Annotated in this window: 22 protein-coding genes; 11 read left to right on the top strand and 11 right to left on the bottom strand. The window is 61.1% G+C overall.

Features of this window, described 5'->3' with window-relative positions:
- Positions 1-22: 22 nt before the first annotated feature.
- The 5 genes from IZV00_RS15190 to IZV00_RS15210 all read right to left on the bottom strand — a co-directional run bounded on the left by IZV00_RS15190 (position 23) and on the right by IZV00_RS15210 (position 4,213).
- Positions 23-1,186, bottom strand: coding sequence for an acetyl-CoA acetyltransferase (locus tag IZV00_RS15190; RefSeq protein ID WP_196227258.1), 1,164 nt, complete (start codon positions 1,184-1,186; stop codon positions 23-25).
- On the bottom strand, positions 1,183-1,551 hold the full coding sequence (locus IZV00_RS15195) for a Zn-ribbon domain-containing OB-fold protein (RefSeq protein ID WP_196227259.1): 369 nt from the start codon (positions 1,549-1,551) through the stop codon (positions 1,183-1,185). The genes IZV00_RS15190 and IZV00_RS15195 overlap by 4 nt, the downstream gene beginning before the upstream one ends.
- A gap of 99 nt (positions 1,552-1,650) precedes the next feature.
- Positions 1,651-2,400 (bottom strand): SDR family NAD(P)-dependent oxidoreductase, encoded by a 750-nt coding sequence (locus tag IZV00_RS15200; protein WP_230463456.1) that lies wholly within the window; start codon positions 2,398-2,400, stop codon positions 1,651-1,653.
- Between the two features lie 170 nt (positions 2,401-2,570).
- Positions 2,571-2,876, bottom strand: coding sequence for an AtuA-related protein (locus IZV00_RS15205; RefSeq protein WP_196227260.1), 306 nt, complete (start codon positions 2,874-2,876; stop codon positions 2,571-2,573).
- On the bottom strand, positions 2,876-4,213 hold the full coding sequence (locus IZV00_RS15210; protein ID WP_196227261.1) for an acyclic terpene utilization AtuA family protein: 1,338 nt from the start codon (positions 4,211-4,213) through the stop codon (positions 2,876-2,878). Before IZV00_RS15210 ends, IZV00_RS15205 begins: the two co-directional genes overlap by 1 nt.
- 337 nt (positions 4,214-4,550) lie before the next feature.
- Here IZV00_RS15210 and IZV00_RS15215 point away from each other — a divergent pair, with 337 nt between their 5' ends.
- Positions 4,551-5,339: an enoyl-CoA hydratase/isomerase family protein gene (locus IZV00_RS15215; protein ID WP_196227262.1), complete on the top strand. Its 789-nt coding sequence runs from the start codon at positions 4,551-4,553 to the stop codon at positions 5,337-5,339.
- Positions 5,340-5,484: 145 nt separating this feature from the next.
- Positions 5,485-5,946 (top strand): MaoC family dehydratase, encoded by a 462-nt coding sequence (locus IZV00_RS15220; protein ID WP_196227263.1) that lies wholly within the window; start codon positions 5,485-5,487, stop codon positions 5,944-5,946.
- A 35-nt stretch (positions 5,947-5,981) separates the two neighbouring features.
- Here IZV00_RS15220 and IZV00_RS15225 read toward each other — a convergent pair whose 3' ends face one another.
- Positions 5,982-6,740 carry a helix-turn-helix transcriptional regulator gene (locus tag IZV00_RS15225; RefSeq protein ID WP_196227264.1) on the bottom strand — a complete coding sequence of 253 codons (759 nt, stop codon included), beginning with the start codon at positions 6,738-6,740 and terminating at the stop codon, positions 5,982-5,984.
- Between the two features lie 335 nt (positions 6,741-7,075).
- Here IZV00_RS15225 and IZV00_RS15230 point away from each other — a divergent pair, with 335 nt between their 5' ends.
- Entirely contained in the window at positions 7,076-7,681 is a 606-nt protein-coding gene (locus tag IZV00_RS15230) for an isocitrate lyase/PEP mutase family protein (protein ID WP_196227265.1), read from the top strand.
- A 292-nt stretch (positions 7,682-7,973) separates the two neighbouring features.
- Here IZV00_RS15230 and rhaI read toward each other — a convergent pair whose 3' ends face one another.
- Together rhaI and IZV00_RS15240 are read right to left on the bottom strand one after the other, a co-directional pair.
- On the bottom strand, positions 7,974-9,266 hold the full coding sequence (gene rhaI, locus IZV00_RS15235) for an L-rhamnose catabolism isomerase (protein ID WP_196227266.1): 1,293 nt from the start codon (positions 9,264-9,266) through the stop codon (positions 7,974-7,976).
- 23 nt (positions 9,267-9,289) lie between these two features.
- Positions 9,290-11,401 carry a bifunctional rhamnulose-1-phosphate aldolase/short-chain dehydrogenase gene (locus IZV00_RS15240; protein WP_196227267.1) on the bottom strand — a complete coding sequence of 704 codons (2,112 nt, stop codon included), beginning with the start codon at positions 11,399-11,401 and terminating at the stop codon, positions 9,290-9,292.
- An 89-nt stretch (positions 11,402-11,490) separates the two neighbouring features.
- Between IZV00_RS15240 and IZV00_RS15245 the strand changes: the two genes are divergently transcribed.
- The 4 genes from IZV00_RS15245 to IZV00_RS15260 are packed head-to-tail and all read left to right on the top strand — an operon-like array spanning position 11,491 to position 16,125.
- The gene (locus IZV00_RS15245) at positions 11,491-12,909 is read left to right on the top strand and encodes an FGGY-family carbohydrate kinase (RefSeq protein ID WP_196227268.1); all 1,419 of its coding nucleotides are present in this window, start codon (positions 11,491-11,493) and stop codon (positions 12,907-12,909) included.
- Positions 12,910-12,921: 12 nt separating this feature from the next.
- Complete coding sequence (gene lldD / locus IZV00_RS15250) at positions 12,922-14,076, top strand: FMN-dependent L-lactate dehydrogenase LldD (protein ID WP_196227269.1); 1,155 nt, start codon at positions 12,922-12,924, stop codon at positions 14,074-14,076.
- Positions 14,073-15,317: an MFS transporter gene (locus IZV00_RS15255; RefSeq protein ID WP_196227270.1), complete on the top strand. Its 1,245-nt coding sequence runs from the start codon at positions 14,073-14,075 to the stop codon at positions 15,315-15,317. The genes lldD and IZV00_RS15255 overlap by 4 nt, the downstream gene beginning before the upstream one ends.
- Before the next feature lie 19 nt (positions 15,318-15,336).
- Positions 15,337-16,125: a DeoR/GlpR family DNA-binding transcription regulator gene (locus tag IZV00_RS15260; protein ID WP_196227271.1), complete on the top strand. Its 789-nt coding sequence runs from the start codon at positions 15,337-15,339 to the stop codon at positions 16,123-16,125.
- A gap of 114 nt (positions 16,126-16,239) precedes the next feature.
- Here the strand turns inward: IZV00_RS15260 and IZV00_RS15265 are convergent, their stop codons facing one another.
- On the bottom strand, positions 16,240-16,530 hold the full coding sequence (locus tag IZV00_RS15265; protein WP_196227272.1) for a hypothetical protein: 291 nt from the start codon (positions 16,528-16,530) through the stop codon (positions 16,240-16,242).
- Between the two features lie 86 nt (positions 16,531-16,616).
- Complete coding sequence (locus tag IZV00_RS15270; protein ID WP_196227273.1) at positions 16,617-17,942, bottom strand: MFS transporter; 1,326 nt, start codon at positions 17,940-17,942, stop codon at positions 16,617-16,619.
- 241 nt (positions 17,943-18,183) lie between these two features.
- On the opposite strand from IZV00_RS15270, the gene IZV00_RS15275 reads away from it, so the two are divergent.
- The 3 genes from IZV00_RS15275 to IZV00_RS15285 are packed head-to-tail and all read left to right on the top strand — an operon-like array spanning position 18,184 to position 24,006.
- A complete protein-coding gene (locus tag IZV00_RS15275) occupies positions 18,184-21,282 on the top strand; it encodes a response regulator (RefSeq protein ID WP_196227274.1) in 3,099 nt (1,032 codons plus the stop codon).
- Positions 21,279-22,142 carry a CheR family methyltransferase gene (locus IZV00_RS15280; RefSeq protein ID WP_196227275.1) on the top strand — a complete coding sequence of 288 codons (864 nt, stop codon included), beginning with the start codon at positions 21,279-21,281 and terminating at the stop codon, positions 22,140-22,142. Before IZV00_RS15275 ends, IZV00_RS15280 begins: the two co-directional genes overlap by 4 nt.
- On the top strand, positions 22,132-24,006 hold the full coding sequence (locus IZV00_RS15285) for a response regulator (RefSeq protein ID WP_196227276.1): 1,875 nt from the start codon (positions 22,132-22,134) through the stop codon (positions 24,004-24,006). Before IZV00_RS15280 ends, IZV00_RS15285 begins: the two co-directional genes overlap by 11 nt.
- Here IZV00_RS15285 and IZV00_RS15290 read toward each other — a convergent pair.
- Positions 23,941-24,204 carry a hypothetical protein gene (locus tag IZV00_RS15290; protein ID WP_196227277.1) on the bottom strand — a complete coding sequence of 88 codons (264 nt, stop codon included), beginning with the start codon at positions 24,202-24,204 and terminating at the stop codon, positions 23,941-23,943. The two genes, IZV00_RS15285 and IZV00_RS15290, sit on opposite strands and share 66 nt — an antisense overlap.
- A 126-nt stretch (positions 24,205-24,330) precedes the next feature.
- Between IZV00_RS15290 and IZV00_RS15295 the strand changes: the two genes are divergently transcribed.
- Positions 24,331-25,155: a transglutaminase-like domain-containing protein gene (locus IZV00_RS15295; protein ID WP_196227278.1), complete on the top strand. Its 825-nt coding sequence runs from the start codon at positions 24,331-24,333 to the stop codon at positions 25,153-25,155.
- Positions 25,156-25,171 lie beyond the last annotated feature (16 nt).

Below are 25,171 nucleotides of genomic sequence, written 5' to 3' on the forward strand. Positions count from 1 at the left end.
AGGTTCCTGTTCCGCAACAGGATCATATCGTATCCAGCGTGCCAAGGATGGCCGTGACCTGGCTCGACAACTGGCCGCCATTGCCGTGCGCCAAAGCAACCTGTGCGCCAGCCACCTGACGCGCGCCCGCTTCCCCCCGCAATTGTCGAACGGATTCGATCAGCGTGAAGATGCCGTACATGCCGGGATGGCAGTAGCTGAGCCCGCCGCCGCTGGTGTTAACAGGCAGCGCACCACCTGGCGCGATCCGCCCACCGCTGACAAAGGCGCCGCCCTCCCCTTTCCGGCAGAAGCCGAGGTCTTCGAGGAAGAGGATGGGGTTGATCGTGAAGGCGTCATAGAGTTGCAGGACATCAACATCTGCGGGGGCTAGGCCTGCCATCGCGAAGGCGGCGGCACCCGATTGCGTGGCCGCGGTGACGGTCAGGTCGGGCATCTGCGAGATTGAACGGTGCCAGTGCGCCTCTCCCCCGCCGAGGAAGGCTACAGGCGGTTTGGGCAGGTCACGTGCCCTATCTGTGCGCGTCACCACGATCGCCCCGGCCCCGTCAGTGACCAGACAACAGTCGCGTACGCTGAGTGGGGTCGAAACCATCGGGCTTTCGAGTACGTCGGCGATGGTCAATGGCCCTTTGCCATAGGTGAACGCGACCGGATTAAGTTGCGCCCATGCGCGAGCGGCAACGGCTACTTCGGCCAGCTGCTCCCGTGTCGTGCCGAATTGATGCATGTGCCGTGCAGCAGCGAGGGCATAGCCGGTGACAGGATCGCGTGGGAGATAGGGTGCCTGGTAGGAAGGCTGATCCGGCGGCAGATGCGGCATCTTGCGCCGACCGTCAGCACGCGGCGTATTGCCATAGACAATCAGCACCGTGCCGGCGAGGCCAGCGGCCAGCGCGGCCGATGCGTGGATCAGGTTGGCCACCGCCGAACTGCCCGCGATGTTTGCCGAGCCGCTTACGCGCGGACGAATGCCCAGCATTTCGGCCAGGTCGAGATTGGCAAGGAAGCGATGCGACACGATGCTGTAAAGTCCATCGACATCCCGCACGGTGAGCCCTGCGTCGTCCAGCGCCCGTAATGCGGCCTGGGCAGCGAGATCAATCCCGTACCGATCAACCCCGACATCGCCCAAATCCGATTCCGCTGCACCGACGATGCATGCGCTGCCGCGCAATTGGCTCATGCGATCACCTCGAACACGAAGCGTGCTGCTTCTCCCATCCGCTCGACATGTCCCGTGACGCGCGATCCGATGGAGCCGCCCTGATTGCCGACTATCGTGCTCATCATGCGAAAGCCGTCATCAAGATCGATCAACACCACGTTATAGCGGCCTTCCTTGGTGATGACTTCGGTCGCAGAATATACCGTACCCCGCCCCGAACTTGCTTCCCAGCGCAGCCGGGTAGATCCGCAATCGGTGCAGTTCAGCCTTGGCTGAAAAATCGCCCGATCGCAGAGTTCGCAACGCTGATAGCCCAACACGCCTTCGCCCAGCATGTCGAGATAACGGCGATAGGGCGCCAGCTCCATATGATCATCGGTCATGATCGATCCTCCAGTGCAAATGTATCGCCGGGGCGATGGTGCGCCGTCATCTGAGGGCGCCGCACAATCACGCCCGGGGGCAAATATTGGTGACCCGCATCAACGCACCATCATGTGGCCGCCGTCAGCGGAAATGACCTGCCCCGTTACGAAGGATGAGAGGTCGGACGCGAGGAACAGATAGACCTTGGCCACCTCGTCGGCCGGAGCCTCCCGCCGCAGCGTGCTGGCCGCGACAATAGCGGCATGACGCTCGGCGAATTTGGGGTCTTCGCGGACCTTCCGGTTCATTTCGGTCGGCGCAGCGGGGGATACCGCGTTGACCAGAATGTTATGCTTGCCCAGTTCCCGCGATGCCGACCGCACCATTCCCAATATGCCTGACTTCGCAGCCGAATAGCTGAGTTGGCCGATCGACCCCAACTGCGCGGTAAAGGATGAGGAAAAGATGACCCTCCCCCACTTGTTCTCAATCATGTCGGGGATCGCGGCCTGTAGCCAATAAAAGCCGCCGGTCATATGGACCGCAATGACCTTGTCCCAATTGTCGTCGGTCATCTTCTCGATCATCGCCGGGCTGGTGTTCCCCGCATTGTTGACGAGAATATCTATCTGTCCCAGCTTTTCGCGGATGGTCGCAGCTGCTGCATTGACGGAGGCGCGGGCGGTAACATCGCATTGCACATAAATGGCTTCGCCGCCGCCCTCCCGGATGCCCGCCGCCGCCGCTTCACCGTCCTGCATATCGACAACGGCGACTTTCGCGCCCTGGGCTGCATAGAGTTCACAAATCGCCCGCCCGATACCCTGTGCGCCACCTGTTACGACAGCCGTCTTCCCTTGCAACATTATGCGTCCTTCGTCGATTGCACACCCGCGATCTCTGCGTCTGCGATGCGGCGGATGAAGAATGAAAGAGCGGACACGCCCTAACAACGTTCGAACGGACTAGAGCAGGTTGCGATCAGAAGCGGCGACGGGATCGCCCATCGGCAAAAACATTGCCTACAGATGCGCGGTCAGCAATCGTCCAGTTCAAGTTCAAGCAACAGGGAAGACAGGCATTTCCCATGCGCATCCAGCGCCAGCGAGCGCGTCACACCGCTTTTCAACGCACCGTGCAGGACGAACTTGAGCGCGCCCAATGTGGGAACCTCATAACGATCGACCGGCCCTTCATTGTTGAAGAGCGAGCGCACCCGATCAGCCGTCACCTGCTCGACCAGCCGGGGGTAATCGGCTCGGTCGTAGGCGATAACCGAGATGTCGGAGATATCGCCCTTATCACCCGTGCGCGCGTGCGCGATGTCGTACAACCGTGTCATCAACTTACCTCGATCGCAATTGCGGGCCGCACCCAGTCACGCGGCACGAGGGCAGACTTGATCGCCATGACCTCTCGCACATACCGTTGCGCGCCACCACCGGCTGCGGGTCCCGCTGTGTAGAGCCCCTCGACTTCCCGTCCGATCCTTTCCGCTTCCGCAAGCGTGCGCGTGCGGCCGACGGCGCGGACGCGCACTTCCTTGGGCTCGAGAATCTCTGTCCCGCGGCCGGAGAGGATGGAATCGACGCCGATCAGCTCAAACCGCGTTTCGGTGGCATCGATCTTCCTGAGACGGAAGCGCTCTTCCAGAATTTGCAGCGCCAGGCGGCCGCGCGCAAGGGCATTCGGCCCAGCATAGGATATCTGCCCTTCCCCGATATAGCCGTCCAGATAACCAATAGAGGTCTTCAGCATATCTGGCCGCTGGGTCCCTCCCGCGCCGGTCACCGCCACGCGATCAGGACCTACATCGTTCAGTTCTATATGCGAAAAGTCGGCCGTGACATCGGGCTGAAGATATTTCTTCGGATCATGCACCTCGTACAGAAGTTGTTCGGTACAGGTGTCTACACCGACGCGCCCGCCCGAGCCCGGCACCTTGGTGATCACGGCGTCGCCCTGTTCATTGACCTCGGCGATCGGAAAGCCCAGCCGCGCAAGATCGGCCACTTCCTTTTTGCCCGGATCGGCAAAATAGCCGCCGCTCACCTGACCGCCGCACTCCAGCAAATGGCCGATCGCCGTGCCGCGGCCGAGCTTTTCCCAGTCGTCCATGGCCCAGCCGAATTCGTAGATCATTGGCCCAAGGAATAGGGCGGGATCGGCAACCCGGCCAGTGATCACGATATCCGCGCCCTTGGCCAGCGCATCAACGATAGGACCAGCGCCTGTATAGGCATTTGCCGAGAAGATAGCGTCGCCGAGCGACGATGCCCGATCCCTACTATCCAGCAGCGTTGCATCGTGGCGGCGCAATTCTTCAAGCACGTCATCGCCGGTCACTGCCGCGATCTTCAGTCCGTAGAGCTGGCGGGAGCGCGCAATCTCCGCGACCCTTGCAGCAGCGGCCTTGGGATTAGCTGCACCCATGTTCGTGATTATCTTGATGCCGCGCCTGACGCACGTCTGCAGCACTGCCTCGAACCGCTGATCCAGCAGCGGGTCGAAGCCGCCTTCAGGGTCAAGCCGCCGCGCCTGCTGCGCCAGTGCAATGGTACGCTCGGCCAGACATTCGAAGACCAGATATTCAATGTCGCCTTTTTCGGCCAGTTCTACCGCCGGGTCGATGCGGTCTCCAGAGAAGCCGGCTCCAGCGCCGATGCGAACGATTTTCATGGAAGCACCTCTAAAACGCGGCAAGCGGAAAGTCCGCCTGGTCGGTTGTGCGGGATCGCTTCTCTACCAGTGGCGGTGCAGACAACGTCCAAGGCGGCACCGCCGTTAGCGGTAAATCTGCTATTGCCGAACGTTAAAGTGAAGACGACCATTTTCATATCCCTGATGGTCTAGCGCGCGCATCCGGCTTTGAAAACGTCCCTGTCATGGGGACAGATTAAGAACCTTCCAGTCTGCTATCCTGATGTCTTGACGCCGCGAAACGGTATCTGATGCGGAGGTCGCTACCGAATTCGCATGCAGATGATGAGAATAAAACCACAGGACAAGATAAGCGATGACCGACAATGGCGAGGTGCTGAGATCGCAGGAAAATGGCGTCCTGCGCTTGATCCTCAATCGCCCCGAGGCAGCCAATGCGCTAACGGACAGTATGCGCCATACGCTGGTTTCAGCACTGGAATTGGCTACGGACGACCGTGACGTCCGTGCAGTCATCATAGCGGCCAACGGGAAGCACTTTTGTACAGGCGCCGATGTCGGCAATATTGCCGCGCAACCGCATGCGGGCCAAGCGATGCGGCGTGTAATGTGCGGCGCGCAGCAAGTCATCAAAGCGATCCAGGATTGCTCAAAGCCCGTAGTCGCCGCCGTCCAGGGAACCGCGGCAGGACTTGGCGCCCACATCGCCTTTGCCTCGGATCTAACCGTGGCAAGCGAAGACGCAAAGTTCATAGAAGTTTTTGTGCGCCGGGGCATCACCGTTGACGCTGGGGGAGCATGGCTTTTGCCGCGATTGGTCGGCATGCAGAAAGCCAAGGAGATGATCTATCTTGGCGACAGCATCAGCGGAATCGATGCGGCCGCCCTCGGCCTCGTAAACCGGGTGGTGCCAGGCGACGAACTCGATGTCGCGGTCACCAAACTAGCCGAGCGGCTCGCTGCCGGGCCGACGCTCGCGATCGCCATGGCGAAGCGCCAGCTCAACGTCGCCTTCGAAAGCGACCGCGCAACTGCCTTACTGGCTGAAGCCATGGCGCAGGACATCTGCACCCGTTCGGAAGATGCCGCTGAAGGCATCGCATCGTTCCGCGAGAAGCGCGCCCCTCAGTTCAAGGGCTATTGACGACGAATAAGGCCGCGCATTCCAATTCTCTAGCGATCGAGCGCGAAGATTGTCGTCCTTTCCTGCTCCGGACGCGGTGAGGTTCTGACTGTCATGGTTGAACCGTTCGGGCTGCGCCTGACAGGATGGACTTAAGGGGATTATCATGATTGGAGTTTTCGACAGTTTCGACAGCATTTGCGCCCTCATCGGAAAACCGCTGGGGCCAGGCGAATGGGTCGAGATTGATCAGGACCGCATTAACTCCTTTGCCGATGTGACCGGCGATCATCAGTGGATTCACGTAGACGAGGCCCGCGCCAAGCACGGCCCCTTCGGCACAACGATAGCGCATGGTTTGCTGACCTTGTCACTCCTCCCGGCACTGAACACGGGGGTGTTCCGCTTTGAGGGATTCAAAATGGGGGTCAATTACGGGTATGGGAAGGTTCGCTTTCCGTCGCCTGTTCCCGTCGGGTCGCGTATTAGGCTGTCGCCGAAAATATTGTCGTGCCAGATGATTCAGGGAAATGTCGTTGAAACCATTCTCGAATGCACGGTGGAACGCGAAGGCTCCGAAAAACCTGCTTGCGTCGCTGAGATGATCTTTCGCCACTACCCGAAGTGAGCGGGGCCTTCCTGAGAAGGCAGACGAAGCGGCGATCAAGCCACCATGGGCAAGGCTTCGAGATATTTGCGGAAAAGTTCGTGACGGCTTCCGATACCCAGCCGTCGGTAGGTCCGCTTGCGGTAAGTGGATACGGTGTCCTCGCTGAGTCCGAGCTCAAGCGATATGCCCAACGCCGATACGCCGCGAATGATGCCGACCGCGACCTGCCGCTCACGCGCCGTCAAACCCCAGCCGCAAACCCTTAACGTTTGGTCGATGCTTTCTTGCGAGCCAAAATGAACGGCAAGGTCGGGCATCCGTCGGCACAGATATATCTGCTTGGTGCAAACCTTGATCAGAACCTGCGCGACCTCGGTTAACTGAGCGATCGCTAGATCATCAAATCTTCCGGATTCGAAACGGCGGACAAGTGCCATAGCGTGGATTTCGTCAGAGCCACGGCTGCACCATATGACGCCGTGGCCCTCGGTATCCTGAAAGCGCAACTCGAACGGATCAGCTTCAGCGGGGAGTATTCCTGCGTCCTCTTCGGCGGCCGAAGCGCGCGCGCGATGCTGAGCCACCGAGCTGATGTCGTTATGTAAGATTCGAAGGTCGGATGCATCGATACCGGCCGAAAAAAGCGGCTTCGCGTTAGCCGGAGTCAATTCAAACATCGCGACTCCGTCCGCGCCGATGATCTCTTTCAGCGAGGCGAGCAGACGCTCCGCGAAGTCCTCTTCGCCCAGGGCATCGATTATGCCCTGAATCGCATGCTGCCAAGGTGAAGGATCAAACCGAAACGATTTCAACAGGATGCTCCTTCCGATCTCAGGAAATGGCGACATATCATATTATCTTTATCATAACTCGATTACGTTATAGAACGACTTTTATAATTGAGGCGCAGCGCACCTGCTCGACCGCCGCCTATCATCGGGGAAACAGTCCCGATGGAGATGGTTGCTGACGACCAGCTTCATTCCGGGTGGCGTAACAGTCACTCGACTGTTGCTCAGGCGGGCAAGCCAAGGCGCTTAACGAGATAACGAGGGAAACCGTTACGTTCCCAATTGGAGGGAAATCCTATGTCGAATGAGACTATTTGCGGAACAGGCCAATGAGCCGCCCCTCGTTTCGCACGCGATTGGAGCAGCCGCAGCTTATTGCGGTTCCGGTGATTTTCGACGCAATGAGTGCCCGTGTGGCCTTTGAGGCGGGTTTCGACGTGCTAAGCATTGGCAGCCTTGCCGTGTCAGCGAGCAAATATGCCTTGCCCGACACCGGGTTCATGTCCCTCGACGATATGGCTGACTGCGTTCGCAATGTCCGTTACGCAGTCCCGGAATCGACGATCATCGCCGACGCTGAAGCTGGGTTCGGAAATGCCGTTCATGTCGTGCGTACCGTCCGGGTGCTAGAGGCAGCAGGCGCGAATGCCTTTCACATCGAAGACCAGTTGTTCGGCAAGCACGTAACGCATCAGCCCCGGATCGAGAGCGCTGAAGTTACCGCCGATAAGATCGCTGCTGCGGTTGGCGCGCGTTCAAGCAGCGAGTGTGTTGTGATTGGAAGAACCGACACGCAATGGGCGACGCCGCTCGACGATGACCAAGGCTATGGGGTCGATGAAGTTATTCGTCGAAGCAATCTGTTTGTTGAGGCGGGCGCGGACATGATTTTGCTGCCCCTCACCCCGCTGGAGCAGATGGCCACGATAGTGGTCGAGATCAACGCACCTGTCATGACATAGGCCGCGCTGTTGCCCGATGGGACGACTTGGAGCGATGTGGAAAATACGGGGCTAAAGGTGCTGCTTTATCACTATCGGCATAAACGCGGCCATTACTAACATGCGCCGCGTCCTCACTGATCTTGCAACTTCCCACTCGCTGGCCAGCGCTCGAAGCCATCTGATGCCGAGCATGGAGATCGACTCTTTTCTGGGCATTGATGAGCTGAGGGAAACCGCCGCCAGGTTCAGCGTGCTTCCCGGCCTGAAATAGGACGCTGCATATTCTGACAGCGTCCTATCACATTTAAGATCAGACAATCCCTGCGCCCAAGCCGACGGGCTTGCGCTCCTGCGCCTTGCGCTCGCGCCATAGGCTGGCGCGGTAGGTTGCGAGCACATCAATCGCGCCGCCAGCTTCCAGCCGGGCCTTGGCGATGATCGGTGCCACGTCGACATTGTAAGCACGGCGCAGCGCCTGGAACGCCATCATCGTGTCATTGCCTTCCTGCGCGGCGTGGAGCGCGTCGCGATCGACCAGCAACGCCTTGGCGTAGCAAGCCGTGATCGTCTCGGCAGACGACAGCATGGATTCGATCGGGTCGGTCACATTGTGCGACTGGTCGATCATGTAGCTGGGGTTGAACCCGTCGCGCGGGTGCAGTTCCGCCTCGACCAGTTCGTTGAAGACCAGATACAGCTGGTGCGGGTTGATCGAACCGCTGTCCAGGTCGTCGTCGCCATATTTGCTGTCGTTGAAGTGGAAACCGCCGAGCTTCCCGAAGCGATGCAGGCGCGCCACGATCTGCTCGATATTGACGTTGGGCGCATGGTGGCCAAGGTCAACAAGGCACTTGGCCTTTGGACCCAGTTCCTGCGCGGCCAGGATCGACGAACCCCAATCCGAAATGACAGTCGAATAAAAGGCCGGCTCGAACATCTTATGTTCCAGCAGCATCCGCCAATCGCCGGGCAGTGCCGCATAGACCTGTGCCGCCGCTTCCAGATAGCGGTCCAGGCTGCGGGCGAAGTCCTGCTGGCCCGGGAAGTTGGTGCCGTCGCCAACCCAGACGGTCAGGTCGGTCGAACCCAGCTGGCGGCCGATCTCAATGCACTCGATATTATGCTCGACGGCCTGCTGACGCGTCGCTTCCACGGTCGAGGACAGTGATCCCGTGGCGTAGGTCTGCGCCTGTCCAACCTGATCCTGGAAGGTGTTGGAATTGACGGCATCAAAACCCAAACCAAGGCTCTGAGCTTCTTCGCGCAGACCCTTATAATCGCTCACCTTGTCCCAAGGGAAATGTGGCGAGACACGCGGCGTGACACGGCTCAGCTGGTTGATGACGGCGCAATCTTCCAGCTTCTCATGGATGTTGGTTGGCTCGCCCGCGATCGGAAACTTGGCGAAGCGGGTGCCGCCCCGTCCCGCGCCCCAGCTGGGCACCGCGACGGAAAAGCCCGCCACGCGGTCCTTGATCGCTTCGATGTCGATGCCGGTGCGCGACAGCTTACGGCCGAGCGCGGCATAATCTTCTTCCAGTGCTTGCGTGTCGCGAGCATTGGCTTCCGCGATCAGTTCGGCGGAAATGGGCAGATTGGTCATGGTGATAGCCTCTCCGTTGCCGATCAGCGCGTGAACGCCTGGGCGTTGCCCGCATCGACATTGATCATGTTGCCGGTCGACTTGGCCGACATGTCGCCAGCGAGGAAGTAGACCGCTTCGGCGATGTCGGACGGCAGCACGTCGCGCTTCAGCATCGAACGCTGGCGGTAATGCTCTTCCAGCTCCTTGCCTGAGTCAATGCCGTGCGCACCGGCGCGTTCCTTGCGCCAGTCGCCGTCCCAGATTTTGCTGCCCTTGATGACAGCGTCCGGGTTCACCGTGTTGACGCGGATGCCGAAGGGCGCGCCCTCCAGCGCCAGACAGCGGGCCAGATGGTTGGCGGCAGCCTTGGCCGAGGCATAGGCCGACGCGTTGGTCGCGGCGGCGACGCCATTCTTCGAACCGATGAACACGATCGACGCGCCCCCCTGCTCCTTCATCCGCTTCATCAGCGGGAAGGCGGCACGGGCGGTGAGGAAATAGCCCTCAGCCAGCACGTCGTAATTTTTGCGCCACAGGGCGACAGTCGTTTCCTCGATCGGTGCCGACGACGCGATACCCGCATTGGCGACCAGAATGTCGAGACCGCCGAACTCACGGGCGCAATCGTCGAACGCGGCCTGGACCTGCGCTTCATCGGTGACATCGCACACGGCGGCGCGGATCACATCCTTGCCAAACTGCTTGGCGAAACCAGCGCGCACTTCCTCGATCGCGTCGGCGGCACGGTCGGCCAGCATGACGCAAGCGCCGTCCGCCAGCAGACGCGCGGCGGTCGCGGCACCGATGCCGCCCGCTCCACCGGTCACCAGGGCGATCTTGCCGACCAGCGGCTTGGGCTTGGGCATGCGCTGGAGCTTTGCTTCTTCCAGCAGCCAATATTCGATGTCGAACGCTTCCTGCTCGTCGAGCGCGATATATTCGCCGATCGCTTCGGCGCCGCGCATGACGTTGATCGCGTTGCCGTAGAACTCACCAGCCAGACGCGCGGTGGTCTTGTCACCGGCGAAGGTGATGCGGCCGACGCCCGGCACCAGCACGACGATGGGGTTGGCATCGCGCATCGCGGGCGAGCTGGACCGCTTGCACCGCTCATAATAGGCCGCATACATGTCGCGATAGGCCGCGATCTGATCGGCCAGATAGGCGTCGTCCTGCAACTTCGCGGGATCGAGCGGCAGCGGCGCGATCTTGGTGCGCAGGAAATGGTCGGGGCATGACGTGCCCAGCGCAGCGAGGCGCAGGAATTCTGCCGAACCCACAAATTCCAGCGCTTCGGCGTCGTCCGAATAATGGCCGACCTTGGTGCGCGCGCCGGTCATCAGGCCGCGCAGGCGGGGCATCAGGTCGGCAGCGATCGCCGCACGATCGGCATTGGGAGCCACGATCTGACCACCAAAGGCAGGCTTTTGCGCCAGCTTGGCGTTCAGATAATTGGCTGCGTCCGCGATCAGCTCGACCGTATGTTCGTAGCAGGACTTGGCGCTGTCGGCCCAGCAGATGATGCCGTGACCCGCGAGCATTACGCCTTCGACGCCCGGATTAGCCTTTACATAGTCGCGCAGCTGCACGCCCAGCGTGTAGCCGGGGCGCTTCCACGGCAGCCAGCCGATCTTGCCGCCCCAGATTTCCTTGGTCGCGGCTTCGCCACCGGAAGAAGCGGCAAGCGCGATGATGGCGTCGGGGTGGACGTGATCGACATGTGCAAAAGGAAGTAGCGAATGGAGCGGGGTGTCGATCGAGGCGGCGCGGGGGTTCAGGTTGAACGTGCAGTAAGGCAGGTAGCCGACCATCTTGTCGTCGTCGTCCGGGCCTCCATAATGCTTCTCAAGGCCTAGCAGCTTTTCCTGATAGAGCGTTGAAAAGCCATCCAGCTTCATCGAGCCGATGTCACCGCCAGAACCCTTGACCCACAGCACCTCGGTCTGCGCGCCGGTCAGAGGATCGGTCTCCACGATCTTGGCGGAGGTGTTGCCGCCGCCGAAATTGGTCACCGTCAGGTCCGAACCGAGCAGGTTCGACCGATAAAGGAGCAATTCGGCAGGGCTGAGAGTCGCGGCGACGCCGTCATCCCAGCGGCTGGAGGGGACGGCAAAGGGGATGGCCGCCGACGAGACTGGATTTTGCATGTTCATGGCGCTCCTATTATCATTTGCGCTTTCCTCGATCAATCCTTTGCGTTACTAATCGATCATATTCGATCAAACAATATGAGAAAAGTTTCATGCGGGAGGACGAACTGAGCCGCGGCTTCGCCATCATCGTCGATATCGGCAAAACGCTGAGCAAAGTGTCCCTTTGGTCTCGTAACGGCCAGATTCTGGACCGCCAGGTCCGCCCGAACGAGGTGCGGATCGAGGACGGGATTCGCCGCCTCGACACTGCAGGCATCGCCGAATGGCTCACAGAATCACTGTCGCGCTATGCGTCGAGTCCCGTGCAAGTCATCGTCCCGGTCGCGCATGGCGCAGGCGTGGCTGCGCTTGTGGGCGATGAACTTGCCTTCACGCCGCTCGATTATGAGCAGCCTATTCCAGACGAGATTATGGACGCCTATCGCAGGGAGCGCGATGCCTTTGCGATCACCGGTTCGCCCGCCCTGCCCGACGGCCTTAATATCGGGTCACAACTTTATTGGCTCGATCGCCTCTACCCTGCCGAGATGGCGGCGGCGACGCTGCTGCCCTGGGCGCAATATTGGGGCTGGTTCCTGTCGGGGATCGCAGCGACAGAAGTGACTAGCCTTGGCTGTCACAGCGACCTCTGGACGCCCGATCAGGCTCGCTTTTCACCGCTGGCCGAACGGCTCGGTTGGGCAGCGCGCTTTGCGCCGCTGGTAAAAGCGGCGGACAGCCTGGGCACTATCCGGCCCGAGCTGGCGGAGCGCACCGGCCTTTCTCCCAATATCCGCGTTCTTGCCGGGCTGCACGATTCCAACGCGGCGCTGCTTGCTGCGCGCGGATTTGACGAGATCGCACAGGGCGATTCGACGATCCTGTCGACCGGCACCTGGTTCATCGCGATGCGCCTGCCGAAAGAAGCTTTGGCGACCAGCAGTCTTGCCGAAGGGCGCGATTGCCTGGTGAACGTCGACGCCTATGGATGCGCCGTGCCATCGGCCCGCTTCATGGGTGGCCGTGAAATCGAGACGGTGATCGAATTTGACACGCGCCGCGTCGATATCAAACCCGATCAACCAGCCTTGCTGGCCGCTGTGTCCGAGGTCGTACAATCGGGTGCGATGCTGCTGCCGACGTTGGCGCAGGGCTTTGGCCCCTACCCCACCGGCAGCGGCAACTGGATCGCGCGGCCGGAAGATTGGTATCAGCGGCGCGCAGCAGTCTGCCTATATGCCGCATTGGTGGCCGACACGATGCTGGACCTGATCGGCTCACGCGATCGACTGTTGGTCGAGGGACGCTTTGCCGACGCGGAGGTGTTCGTCCGGGCTCTGGCTTCGCTGCGGCCCGAAATGCAGGTCTATACGGCCAACGCCCATAATGACGTGTCCTTCGGTGCGCTGCGCCTGATCGATCCGAGCCTGAAGCCGCAGGGATCGCTCAGCCTAGTCAAACCGCTGGATCAGGATATTTCCTCTTACCGTTCCAGTTGGTTGACTGGGATTGGTGAGATGGCTTCTTAAAGGTTTCCGCGAATGCCGATAGCCAGCGTTACCGATTTCCGCGAGGCCGCCCGCCGCCGCCTGCCCCGATTCCTGTTCGAATATATTGATGGCGGTTCCTACGCCGAAGTGACGCTGCGCAAGAATGTGAGCGAGCTGAGCGATATCGCGCTTCGCCAGCGGGTGTTGTGCGATGTGTCTGAACTCGATCTTTCGACCAACCTGTTTGGGCAAAAGCTGGCGCTGCCGGTGGCGCTCGCGCCGATCGGGCTGGCGGGGCTGAATGCACGGCGCGGCGAATGCCAGGCGCTGAAGGCGGCCGAAGGCGCTGGCGTCCCGTTCACCCTGTCAACCGTAGGCGCCTGTTCGCTGGACGAAGTCGCACGCGCAGCATCGCGTCCTTTCTGGTTCCAGCTGTACATGATCCGGGACCGGGCCTTTATGAAGGACCTGCTGGCCCAGGCAGCGGCGGCCAACTGTTCGGCGCTCGTCTTCACTGTCGATATGCCGGTGCCGGGCAGCCGCTATCGCGATTATCATAGCGGGCTTGCTGGGGCGGACGGCCTTAAGGGCGCGATCTGGCGTGCGGCTCAGGCCGCCACGAAGCCCCGCTGGGCATGGGATGTGGGCGTTCGCGGCCGCCCCCATACGCTGGGCAATGTCGCTCCCGTGCTCAAGGGCAAGACCGGGATTGAGGATTTCTTCGCCTGGATGCGCAATAATTTCGATCCGTCGATCAATTGGCGCGATCTGGATTTCATCCGATCCGAATGGAAGGGGCCGTTGATCATCAAAGGCCTGCTCGATCCCGAGGACGCGCGGGAGGCCGCTGCGCTGGGCGCGGACGGCATCATCGTGTCCAACCATGGCGGGCGACAACTGGACGGCGTGCTGTCCACGGCCCGCGCCCTGCCCCCGATTGCCAAGGCGGTTGGCGACAAGCTGACCGTGCTGGCCGATGGCGGCGTCCGATCGGGTCTGGACGTGGTCCGCATGCTGGCACTGGGTGCCAAGGGCGTGCTGCTCGGGCGAGCCTGGGCCTATGCGCTGGCGGCGCAGGGAGAAGCGGGCGTTACGAAGATGTTGCAATTAATTGAAGCCGAAATGCGCGTGGCGATGGCGCTCACCGGCTGCTCCAATATCGCCGACATAGACCAGAGCATTTTGGCCGGGAGGGACGTGAAATGAGTGCGGGAGCACAGAAGGACAATTGGCGGGATACGATCCTTGCGGGTCTTGCCAACTATATCGACGCCGGTTCGATCGTTGCAGGCTCTGCCGCACTCGCGCTTTGGCAGGAACATTATAAGCTGTCGAACGACTTCATCGGCCTGATCGGCGCGTTCGGCCCGAACGCGATCGGCGCGGGCGTCGGCGCCTATGTCGGCGGGCGGCTGTGCGACAAGCTGGGCCGGAAGAAAATCTACCAGTGGGATATGCTGGTCTACGCGGTCGGCATGGCGCTGCTGGTCTTTGCTTTCGCGCCCTGGATGATCGTGGTGGGCTTCCTGATCGTTGGCGTCGCGGTTGGCGCCGACATTCCGGCATCCTGGTCGCTGATCGCGGAGCAGGCGCCCGATGACCGGCGCGGCAAGCATTCAGGCGTCGCGCAGGTGCTGTGGTATCTGGGGCCGGTGGTCGTGCTGCTGCTCAGCCTTGCCCTCACCAGCCTTGGCGAATTGGGCGCGCGCATCGTCTTTGCCCATCTGCTGGTGATCGCCCTTGGCCTTACTTTCCTACGTTCGCGCATGAAGGAATCCGAACGCTGGGAATCCGCACAGAAGGAAGGCACTCCCAAGCTGCCGGTGTCCACGCTGTTCCAGCCTAAATATCTGGCTTCCATCCTGGGCCTGGTTGGCATGTATGGCTTCTGGAACCTGTGGGCGGGGACCAACGGCTTCTTCTTCCCCTATATCCTTCGCACGGTGGGCGCGGCGACCCAGGCGCAATCGGTCGCGATCCAGGCGCTGTCCTTTGCGATCGGCATGGTTTCCATCGGTCTGGTCTTCATGCGCTATGCCGACAAGGTGAACCAGCGCACGATGTTCGCAATCTCGGCGGCCATCCAGATCGTCGGCATGGCGTTGCTCGCCATCTTCCCGCTGACTATCCCGGTGGCGCTGCTCTACGTGTTCCTGCTCCAGTTCGGCGGCGGTTTCGGTGCGCAGAGCTTCTTCCAGCTGTGGAGTTCGGAGATGTTCCCGACGATGCTCCGGTCCACGGCGCAGGGGCTGTGTTTCGCCATCGTCCGCATCAGCCTTGGCATATTCAGTTTCTTCGTGCCGATGCTGAGCGCTACCGGCTTCACAACACTGGCGTGGATTTTGACAGGTTTCCTCGTCATAAGCGGCGTGATCGGCACCCTTTGGGCGCCACGCAACGAAGGCAAGTCGCTGGAACAGCTTGAAGCTGAACGGGCGGCTGCCTGATCAAGGGGGTTTGGGGACAATGCACGCGGAGGAACGCGAAAGGCTGATTATCGAAGCAATGGGCCTTACCGGCTTCGTCAGCTATCGCGCTCTGGAATCGCGGCTTGCGGCGTCCCCCGCCACCATCCGCCGCGACCTGACCCGCCTTGAGGAAGAGGGGGTAATCCACCGCGTTCGTGGTGGTGCAAGGTTGACGGAAAGCCATGGTGGCAAGCCTGAAGGCGCCGCCCGGCTTGCGGGTACCCCCTTTGCCCAGTCTATAACGGAACATCTGTCGGAAAAGCGATCGATCGGGCGGGCCGCCGCCCAGCTATGCCAGCATGGCGAAGGCATCATGATCGATGGCGGCACGACGACGTTGCAGATGTGCCCGCATATCGGCGGACTGGACCTGTCGGTGTTGACCAATTCGCTCCACATCGCCAATGCGCTGCTGCCTCAGTCGGGAACGCAGATATTGCTGCCTTCCGGGACATTGTTCAGGGAGCAGAACATCATTCTCGCGCCTGCGGGTGAAGAGTCGATGCCGCGTTTCCATGCGCCAAAGCTGTTCATGGGCGCGGCGGCGGTGGGGCCACAGGGGGTGATGCAACAGGATGTCATTTTGGTTGCCGCCGAACGCCGCCTGATTGATCGGGCGGAGCAGGTGATATTGCTGGTCGACAGTAGCAAATTCACCTCTTCATCGGGCGCGATCGTATGCGGCCTGAATGAAGTGGATATCGTCGTGACCGACCCGGGCGTCGCCCCGGCAGCGAGGGCGATGCTGGATAAAGCCGGGGTGAAGGTGATCATCGCTGAGGTTTGATCGCCCGTTCTTCCTGTAAGATATAATAGAGCGGGCGAGATATCGCGACAGCTTTTTCGGCCATCGCGGCATCTCGCCCGTTTATCTATTCAAAAATGCTTGATTGGGCGAGTGTTACTCCTCGCCATTGTCCTTCACGCCAACGGTCGGGACGTCGATGGTCTCCTTTTTGGAGCCGACCACCACTTCCTTGGAATCAACATCCACCTTGGGAAGCTCTCCGCCTTTCACGCTGACTTCCGGAACGTCACCGCCAGATACGTCGGCCTTCCAGAAGCCGGTGGCAAACAGGATGCCGACAATTGCCAGAATGACGACCAGCACGATCGCAACAGTGCGCCCGCCGCTGCTCTTGTGAACGACCACGCGGTCTCCGGTATAGGGATCTTTATGTACTTCGGCCATCTTGTACCTCCTCCAGGTGGATGTTGAACAGCTGGACCTTCAGCTTGTTCCGTCACCAGCCTAGAAGAAGCAGAGCGTCGCTCTCATCAGGTCACGCTGTTCAAATCAACTCCGCGCGTTTCGGGGGCGGCAATCACGGCGATCAGGGTGAGGAGCAGGCCGCCGATCACATAGGCGGCGACCATGCCCGTTCCGCCGCTCGCCTTATATAGTGACAGCGCGATGATGGGGGCGAGAGACCCTGCCACGATGGAGGTCGCCTGATAGGCGATGCTGGCGCCCGAATAGCGCAGGCGCGTTGGGAAAAGTTCGGTGATCATCGCGCCTTGGGGCGCATACATGGCGCCGTGCGCCACCATCGCGATGGTGATTGCCAGTCCGACGGTCCAGATCGTCCCGCTGTCCAGCAGGGAGAAGAAGATCGTGAACCAGGCGGTAACGCATATCGCGCCCGCGCCATATACAAGCCTGCGTCCGATCCTGTCTGACAGTGCGGCGAAGAAGGGCATGGTCAGGCATTCGAGGGCAGAGCCGATCAGCACCGCGTCCAGGACGAGCGAACGGTCGCCGCCTCTTATTTCCGTCCAGTAGGTTATGGAGAAGGTCGCCGCGACATAGTAGCAGATATTCTCGCCGAAGCGGAGCCCGGCTCCGGTGAGCAAGGCGCGGCCCTTGCGCCGGATCGCTTCTACCGCCGGGAAGCGCTCGACGCCGCCTTCCGCCGCTTCGCGTGCGAAAACCATGCTTTCCGAAACGGCGCGGCGGAGCCACCAACCCACCAGTACCAGCACGATGGACAGCAGGAACGGAATGCGCCAGCCCCAGGTCATGAAGTCCGCTTCCGTCAGCAGCGCGGATGATGCGGCGAATACGGCAGCGGCGAGCAGGTTGCCCGCGGGCGCGCCGACCTGCGGCCAGCTGGTCCAGAAACCGCGTTGCGAAGCAGGCGCGACCTCCGCCACGATCAGGACCGCCCCGCCCCATTCCCCGCCGACGGCGAAGCCCTGAAGCAGTCGGAGCAGGACAAGCAGGATCGGCGCCCAGGTTCCAATCTGCTGATAGGTCGGCAGCAAACCGATGGCCGTGGTCGACAGGCCCATGGTGAGCAGGCTGATCATCAGCAGCGTCTTGCGACCGATGCGATCGCCGAAATGGCCGAAGACCACGCCGCCGAGCGGCCGGGCGAGGAAGCCGAGGGCATAGGTCGAGAAGGCGAGCAGCGTGCCCGTCAGCGGATCGAAAGATGGGAAAAACAGGCGGTTGAACACCAGCGCCGAAGCCACGCCATAGATGAAAAAGTCGAACCATTCGATCATCGTGCCGATCAGGCTGGCGCCCACGACAGTCCGTAGCTCACGCTTGCTGACGCCAGATGTCGCCGCAACGGCCGGTGTGTTCGTCCCGGTCAGCATAGCCCCTCCTGCCCTTCCTGCTCTAAGACGCCTGCATAGAGGCGAACGGCCCGGGTGAACAAGGGCGTGAATTGGTGAAGCCCGATTATCGTGGAACCAATGTGTGCTCGGGTCGTTGGAGATCGCCGGGATGGAACTGATCGCCCTGTATTGCAGGGTCTGGATGTTCGATCAGGGAATGGGTCTAAAGGGGGAGCGAGCTTCCTGTGCGCTTGGAGCGTTACAGGGGCTCTTTTTTAAAATGCAGCAAATCAAATCGTCGATCACGCAGGCAGGGCTGTATGCGGCCTTGGCCGTCCTGCTAGCCCTCCCCTTTCTCGCCGATATAATCTTTCCGTTGGGAACCGCGGTATGGGTCGCCTATTTGCTGCCGCTCGTGCTGTCCTATGTCGCGCGGCGTCCGCTAGTCCCGATCGTCGTTGCAATAGCCGCGACACTATTGATGACCGTCGGCTTCACCCTCGCCCCGGTCGGTGTCGATCCTCAGGTTGCCATCACCAACCGTTTACTGGCTGGCGTGACCTGCTGGATCCTGGCGATTGTCGGCGTCCTATTCATTCGCAACCGCCTGGCGATATCGCGGGAGGAATGGCTGCAAAATGGGCAAGTCGGCCTTGCCAAGGCAGTGGGAGGGGAGCTGCCGCTGGATACGCTGGCGTCGAGCGCTCTTACGTTCATGGCCGATTATCTTAAGGCGCAGGCAGGAGCGCTCTATATCGCAAATGGCGAGGGTTTCCGCCGCTACGCCACCTATGCCGTTCCTGCCGATGCGCCCCTGCCCGAACGCTTTTCGGTGGGAGATGGCTTGCTCGGACAGGCGGTGAGCGACCGCCGCAGCTTTTTCCTGAAAGACGTGCCCGAGGGCTATTTGTCCTATGGATCGGCGCTGGGCCAGTCGAAACCGGACAGCCTGCTGATCAGCACCGCGCAGGCCGACGGCACGATCAATGCCGTCATAGAACTCGGACTTCCTAAGGATGCCGATGGCGATGCACTGGCATTGCTGGACAGAATCGCGGGGCAACTGGGTGTCGCCATCCGTTCCGGCAAATATCGTGCGCGCCTGCGCGAATTGCTGGAGGAAACGCAGCAACAGGCGGAGGAATTGCAGGCGCAGAGCGAGGAACTGCGCGCCAATAATGAGGAGCTGGAGCAGCAAAGCCGCCAGTTGCAGGAATCGGCCGCAAGGCTGGAAGCGCAGCAGGCGGAACTGGAACAAACCAACGCCCAGCTGGAGGAGCAGGCGCGGCAACTGGAAATCCAGCGCGACGACCTGACCCGGGCACAACATTCGCTGCAAAACCAGACGGGCGAACTGGAGCAAGCGAGCCGCTACAAATCCGAATTCCTGGCGAATATGAGCCACGAACTGCGCACCCCGCTGAATTCGCTGCTGATCATGGCGCGGTTGCTGGCGGAAAATCGCGGCGGCAATCTGTCCCCCGATCAAGTCCGTCACGCCGAGACGATCGAAACGTCAGGCAATGACCTGCTGACGTTGATCAACGACATTCTCGATATTTCGAAGATCGAGGCAGGCAAGCTGGAATTGCAGCCCCGCCGCATGAGCATCCGCGCGCTCACCGAGAAGATGGAAGCGATATTCGCGCCGTCCGCTCAGTCCAAGGGGCTGGCTTTCGATGCAAGCTCCTCCCCCAACGCGCCCGCCGAGATGGAAAGCGATCCTCAGCGGATCGAGCAAGTGCTGAAGAATTTCCTCTCGAACGCGATCAAGTTTACCGAGCGCGGATCGGTCAAGCTGAGCGTGAACGGCACGCCCGATGGGCGCATTGCGTTTACAGTGCGCGACACAGGCGTCGGCATCCCGGCCGAGCAGCAGCAGGTGATTTTCGAAGCGTTCCGTCAGGCGGACGGCACGGTCAGCCGGAAATATGGCGGCACCGGTCTTGGCCTTTCCATTTCGCGTGAACTCGCCCGGTTGCTGGGCGGCGAAGTGCTGGTGGAAAGCAAGGCTGGCGAAGGCAGCGCCTTCACGTTGATCCTGCCCGAGCGATATGATGGCACGGCGGTGGCATCGGCGGACAGGATACGGCCTGCCGAGCAGTTCCGGCCCGCGCCATCCAATCCCAAGCCGAGCCGCCCGCGCCGAGGCCCCGCCGCGCAGGACGATCGCGAAAGATTGTCGGGAGACGCCCGCGTCATCCTGATCGTTGAGGATGATCCTGTCTTCGCCAAGATCCTCTGCGATGTCGCGCACGAACTGAATTTTCAGTGCCTGATCGCCAGCACCGCGGATGAGGGCGCTCTGATGGCGCGGCAATATGTGCCCAATGCCGTCATTCTGGACATGAACCTGCCCGATCATACCGGCCTGTCGGTGCTGGACCGGATCAAGCGGGACGTGCGCACCCGCCATATCCCGGTTCATGTGGTATCCGTTGACGACGATAGTCAGGCGGCGCTGTCCAGCGGCGCGATCGGTTATCTGTTCAAGCCGGTGAAGCGGGACGCGCTGGTCGAGATGCTGGAAGGGCTGGAAGCGCGCATGTCGCAGCGCCTGCGCCGGGTTCTGGTGGTCGAGGACGATGCGCAGCAGGCCGAAAGCGTCAAGCTGCTCCTCGCCTCGCGCGATGTGGAAACCGTAGAGGCGCATTCGGCCGCGCAATGTTTCGATCTGCTTGGCCGCGAAACATTCGACTGCATGGTGCTGGATCTTAACCTGCCCGACGCGTCGGGCCTGGATCTGCTCGAGCGTCTGAGCGCTGACGAAGCCGTCGGCTTCCCGCCCGTGATCGTCTACACCGGGCGCGACCTCGCCCCGGAAGAGGAGATGCGGCTACGGCGCTACAGCAAGTCGATCATCGTCAAGGGCGCGAAGTCGCCCGAACGGCTGCTGGATGAAGTGACGCTGTTCCTGCATCAGGTCGTGTCGGACCTGCCCGAACCGCAACAGGCGCTGATCGCCAAGTCGTTGAACCGCGACGCGGCGCTGGACGGGCGCGAAATCCTGGTGGTCGAGGACGATATTCGCAACGTCTATGCCCTCACCTCCATATTCGAGCCGCACGGGGCGAAGGTGCGGATTGCCCGCAATGGGCGCGAGGCGCTCCAAACGCTGGACGAGGCGGCGCGCGGGCTGTCCGATCCGGTCGATCTGGTGCTGATGGACGTGATGATGCCGGAGATGGACGGCCTGACCGCCACGCGGGAAATCCGGTCGCAGCCATGGGGCAGGCAGATGCCGATCATCGCGCTGACCGCCAAGGCGATGGCGCGTGACCAGCAGGATTGCCTGGACGCGGGCGCGAACGACTATCTCGCCAAGCCGCTGGACGTCGACAAGCTGCTGAGCCTCACGCGTGTGTGGATGCCGCGATGAGCGAGGAGATATTTGCGCCCCACGAGGAATTAGAACTCGATTTGCTGCTGGAGGCGCTGTGGCGGCATTATCATTATGATTTTCGCGGCTATTCGCGTGGTTCGCTGCACAGGCGACTAGCCCGGGCGCAGCAGCGGCATGAATGCGAAAGCCTCTCGCAGCTCCAGCATCTACTACTGCGCGACCCGGCGGTGTTCGCCGATCTTATGGGTTTCCTCACCATCCAGGTCAGCGAGATGTTCCGCGACCCTGCCTATTTCCGGGCGTTGCGCGAAATGGTGGTGCCGCATTTGCGCACCTATCCTTCGCTCAAGATCTGGATCGCGGGCTGCGCCAATGGCGAGGAATTTTATTCGCTGGCGATCCTGTTTCGGGAAGAGGGGCTGGAGGATCGCACGATCTTCTATTGCACGGACATCAGTCCCGCCGCGCTCAAGAAGGCGGAGGCCGGGATATATGATCTCGACCGCATCGCGCAGTTTACCGAAAATCACCGGCTGGCGGGCGGCAAGCAATCGCTGTCCGATTATTATACCGCAGCCTATGGCGCGGCGGTGTTCGACAAGACGCTGCGCCGCCGCGCGGTGTTCGCCGAGCATAATCTCGCCAGCGATGAGGTGTTTGCCGAAGTGCAGCTGGTATCGAGCCGCAATGTGCTGATCTATTTCGATCGGGATTTGCAGGATCGTGCGCTGGGCCTGTTCGGCGGATCGCTTGTGCGCGGCGGGTTCCTGGGGCTGGGGTCGAAGGAAACGCTTCGCTTTTCTCGCTATTCCGACGCTTTCGCCGACTTCCATGAGGCTGAAAAAATCTACCGCCGCAACGTCAAGGATATGGAGGATCTGCGCCATGCCGCCTGAAAAGCCCAAGATCCTGGCTGTCGACGATGTTGAGGAAAATCTGACGGCGTTGGATGCCCTGTTCGCCGGAGAAGGCGTCGAACTGCTCAAGGCGAGATCTGGCGTTCAGGCACTCGAACTGCTGCTGGTGCATGATGTGGCGCTCGCGCTGCTGGACGTGCAGATGCCGGGCATGGACGGCTTTGAACTGGCCGAACTGATGCGCGGCACCGAAAGGACACGCAGGGTCCCGATCATCTTCCTGACGGCGGTCGCGACCGATGAACGGCGGCGCTTTCGCGGGTATGAGGCTGGCGCAGTCGATTATCTGCTGAAGCCGGTCGATGCGCATATCCTGCGCAACAAGACGGCGGTTTTCGTCGAGCTATTCGGGCAGCGGCAGGAACTAGCCCGGCAGCGCGACGAGATTGCCGCCGCCCTTGCCCGGCTGCATGCCCATAGTGACAATTCCCCGCTGGCGATCATCGAATTCGATGCCGGGCGGCACATTGTGGCCTGGTCCAATGGGGCAGAGCGGCTGTTTGGATGGCGGGCGCCGGAAGTTGCTGGCTTCAAAGCGAACGAGCTGAAATGGATCGACCCGGAAGACGAGGCCACGTTCGACAGCCTGATGAGTGACCTTATCGCCGGGCGATCCGTTCGCGCGGTCCAGCATTTGCGCATGCGGACGGCAGAGGGGCCGACGCTGGAATGCGAATGCTATTGTTCTGCGCTGCTGAATGGTCAGGGGCGGCTCGTGTCGGTCAACGTCCAGGTGCTGGATGTGACGGAAAGGAAGCGAGCGGAGGATACGCAGCGCCTGCTGATCGGGGAACTCAATCATCGGGTCAAAAACACCCTCGCCTCGGTTCAGGCGATCGCGGTGCAGACATTGCGGCATTCGTCGGGTCCGTCGGACTTTGCGCCAACCTTCACAGGCCGCATCCACGCCCTCGCCCGCGCACACTCATTGCTGAGCAGCACGACATGGCAGGGCGCCTCGCTGCGGGAGTTGGTCAATGGGCAGATCGACATTGGCGCCATCGATCTTGGGCAGCTGACCATCGAGGGGCCGGAACTGGAGCTGGCGCCCGAACTGGCCTTGCACGTCGCACTCATCCTGCATGAATTGGTGACCAATGCGCATAAATATGGCGCGCTTTGCATTCCGGCGGGCACGGTTTCGCTGTCGTGGAAGATGGAGCGGGACCGGCTGCTAATCCGCTGGGTGGAAAGCGGCGGGCCGCCCGTCACTCCACCGTCACGCAGAGGTTTTGGCACGGCTCTGATCGAACGCAGCCTGAAGGCGGAAGGCGGTCAGGCCAGCGTGGAATATCAGGAAAGCGGAGTTTGCTGGACCATGACGCTGCCGTGTGGGCCACGGATCAGCCGGATCAACACCGCCAGTGCCGCCATGAATCTGAGCGAAGAGGCGTTGGCGGTGCAAGGCGGCGCGATAGCGGGGCGCAGTTTCCTCATCATCGAGGATGAGCCGCTTGTGGCGATGGAGATTGCCAGCATTTTGGAAGATGGCACGGCCGCCGTGACCATAGCGGGATGTGCGCAAGAGGCTCTGACATTGATGCAGTATGCGGATTTCGACGCCGCGCTGCTGGATGGCAATTTGCAAGGCATGCCGGTTGATGATGTGGCGGCTGCGCTGTTGGAAAGGAAGATACCTTTTGCCTTCGTCACAGGATATGGGCGCGAAAGCCTGCCTGAACAGTTTCAGGATCGGTTGCTGATCAGCAAACCTTTTGATCCCAAGGCATTACTGCACTGTAGTGGCAAGCTGTGTGAGGAAAATAGCGGGGCTGTTTCAGGTGGGCTCGACAGTCAGTTCGGCGATTTCGAACAGGAAACTGCACCACCCGCGCATCCTTGATGCCTCCTCTGCTGCCGTGCGTTTCCTCTTCGCTTCGGCGAGCGATTTGACATGTCCCCAGAATATTTCCGTTTTGCCATTTTCCAGTTCGGCAACGATCCGCCAATAATGGGTGAAGGGGTCGCTCGTCGGCCCGATCCGCTTCACATATCCATCCGGCATCGTTGCTGTCAGATGTCGTCTTTTCCGCTTCGCCATGCCCTTTCCTACCATAGATGGTGCAAATTCGCGCAACAGCCACCATGTAGGGGGCATGGAAAAATTCACTGCCGCTTCCCTCCGACTCCATCAGCTTTCGCTTACCGCTCACTGCCCGGTGCGCGCATGAACGAGAGCATCGCTTATATCGGCCTGCTGGCTGACGAAGAGATCGAGCTGGACAGCGCCGCCTTGATGCTGAGCGCTCTGGACCATGAAGGGATCGACGTCGAACCCTATCTGGCCCTGCTGCGCGAAATCGGCGACGCGATCGAGGCGGAACGAGCGGACATCAATGATGATCTGCAATCGGGAGAAGCGCAGGGCGCCCTTCTCGCGCATATATTCAGCGGCCAGTTCGGCTTTGAAGGCGATAGCCTGACCTACGACGCCCCCTTGAACGGCGACATGATCCGGGTGCTGGATCGTCGGAGGGGACTGCCGGTCAGCCTTTCCATCCTCTATGTCGCCGCCGCCCGCCGCGCCGGATGGCAGGCGCATGCGCTGAACACGCCCGGCCATGTCCTGGTCAGCATCGGACCTGATGAGGCTCCGGCGATCATCGATCCTTTCCGCAGCGGCGCGCTGGTGCAGGCCGGGCAAGTGGCCGGGCTTCTCACGGTCGCCGCATCGACGGGCAGACAAGGCGTTTCGACCCTTGAGCCAATGTCGAACCGCATGACCCTTATGCGCCTGCTCCTCAATCAGGCCACTCGGGCGGAACAGGCGAGCGACACATGGCGGGCCTGCTCGATGTATGAGCGTATGACGGTGGTTGCACCCGAACATGATGCAGGCTGGTGGGCGCTTGCCCGATTGCAGTTGGAACATGGCGAGGTGGAAGCCGCCCGGGGCAGCCTGTGCGCCATGCTGGAGATCAGCCGCGATCCTGAGCGCCGCCGCTATGTTGCCGCAGCGCTCAGCCGGTTATCCGGCCAATCTCAGGCGTGAGTGGGCGTTAGAATCT

Source organism: Sphingobium sp. Cam5-1 (genome assembly GCF_015693305.1).
Classification (GTDB): domain Bacteria; phylum Pseudomonadota; class Alphaproteobacteria; order Sphingomonadales; family Sphingomonadaceae; genus Sphingobium.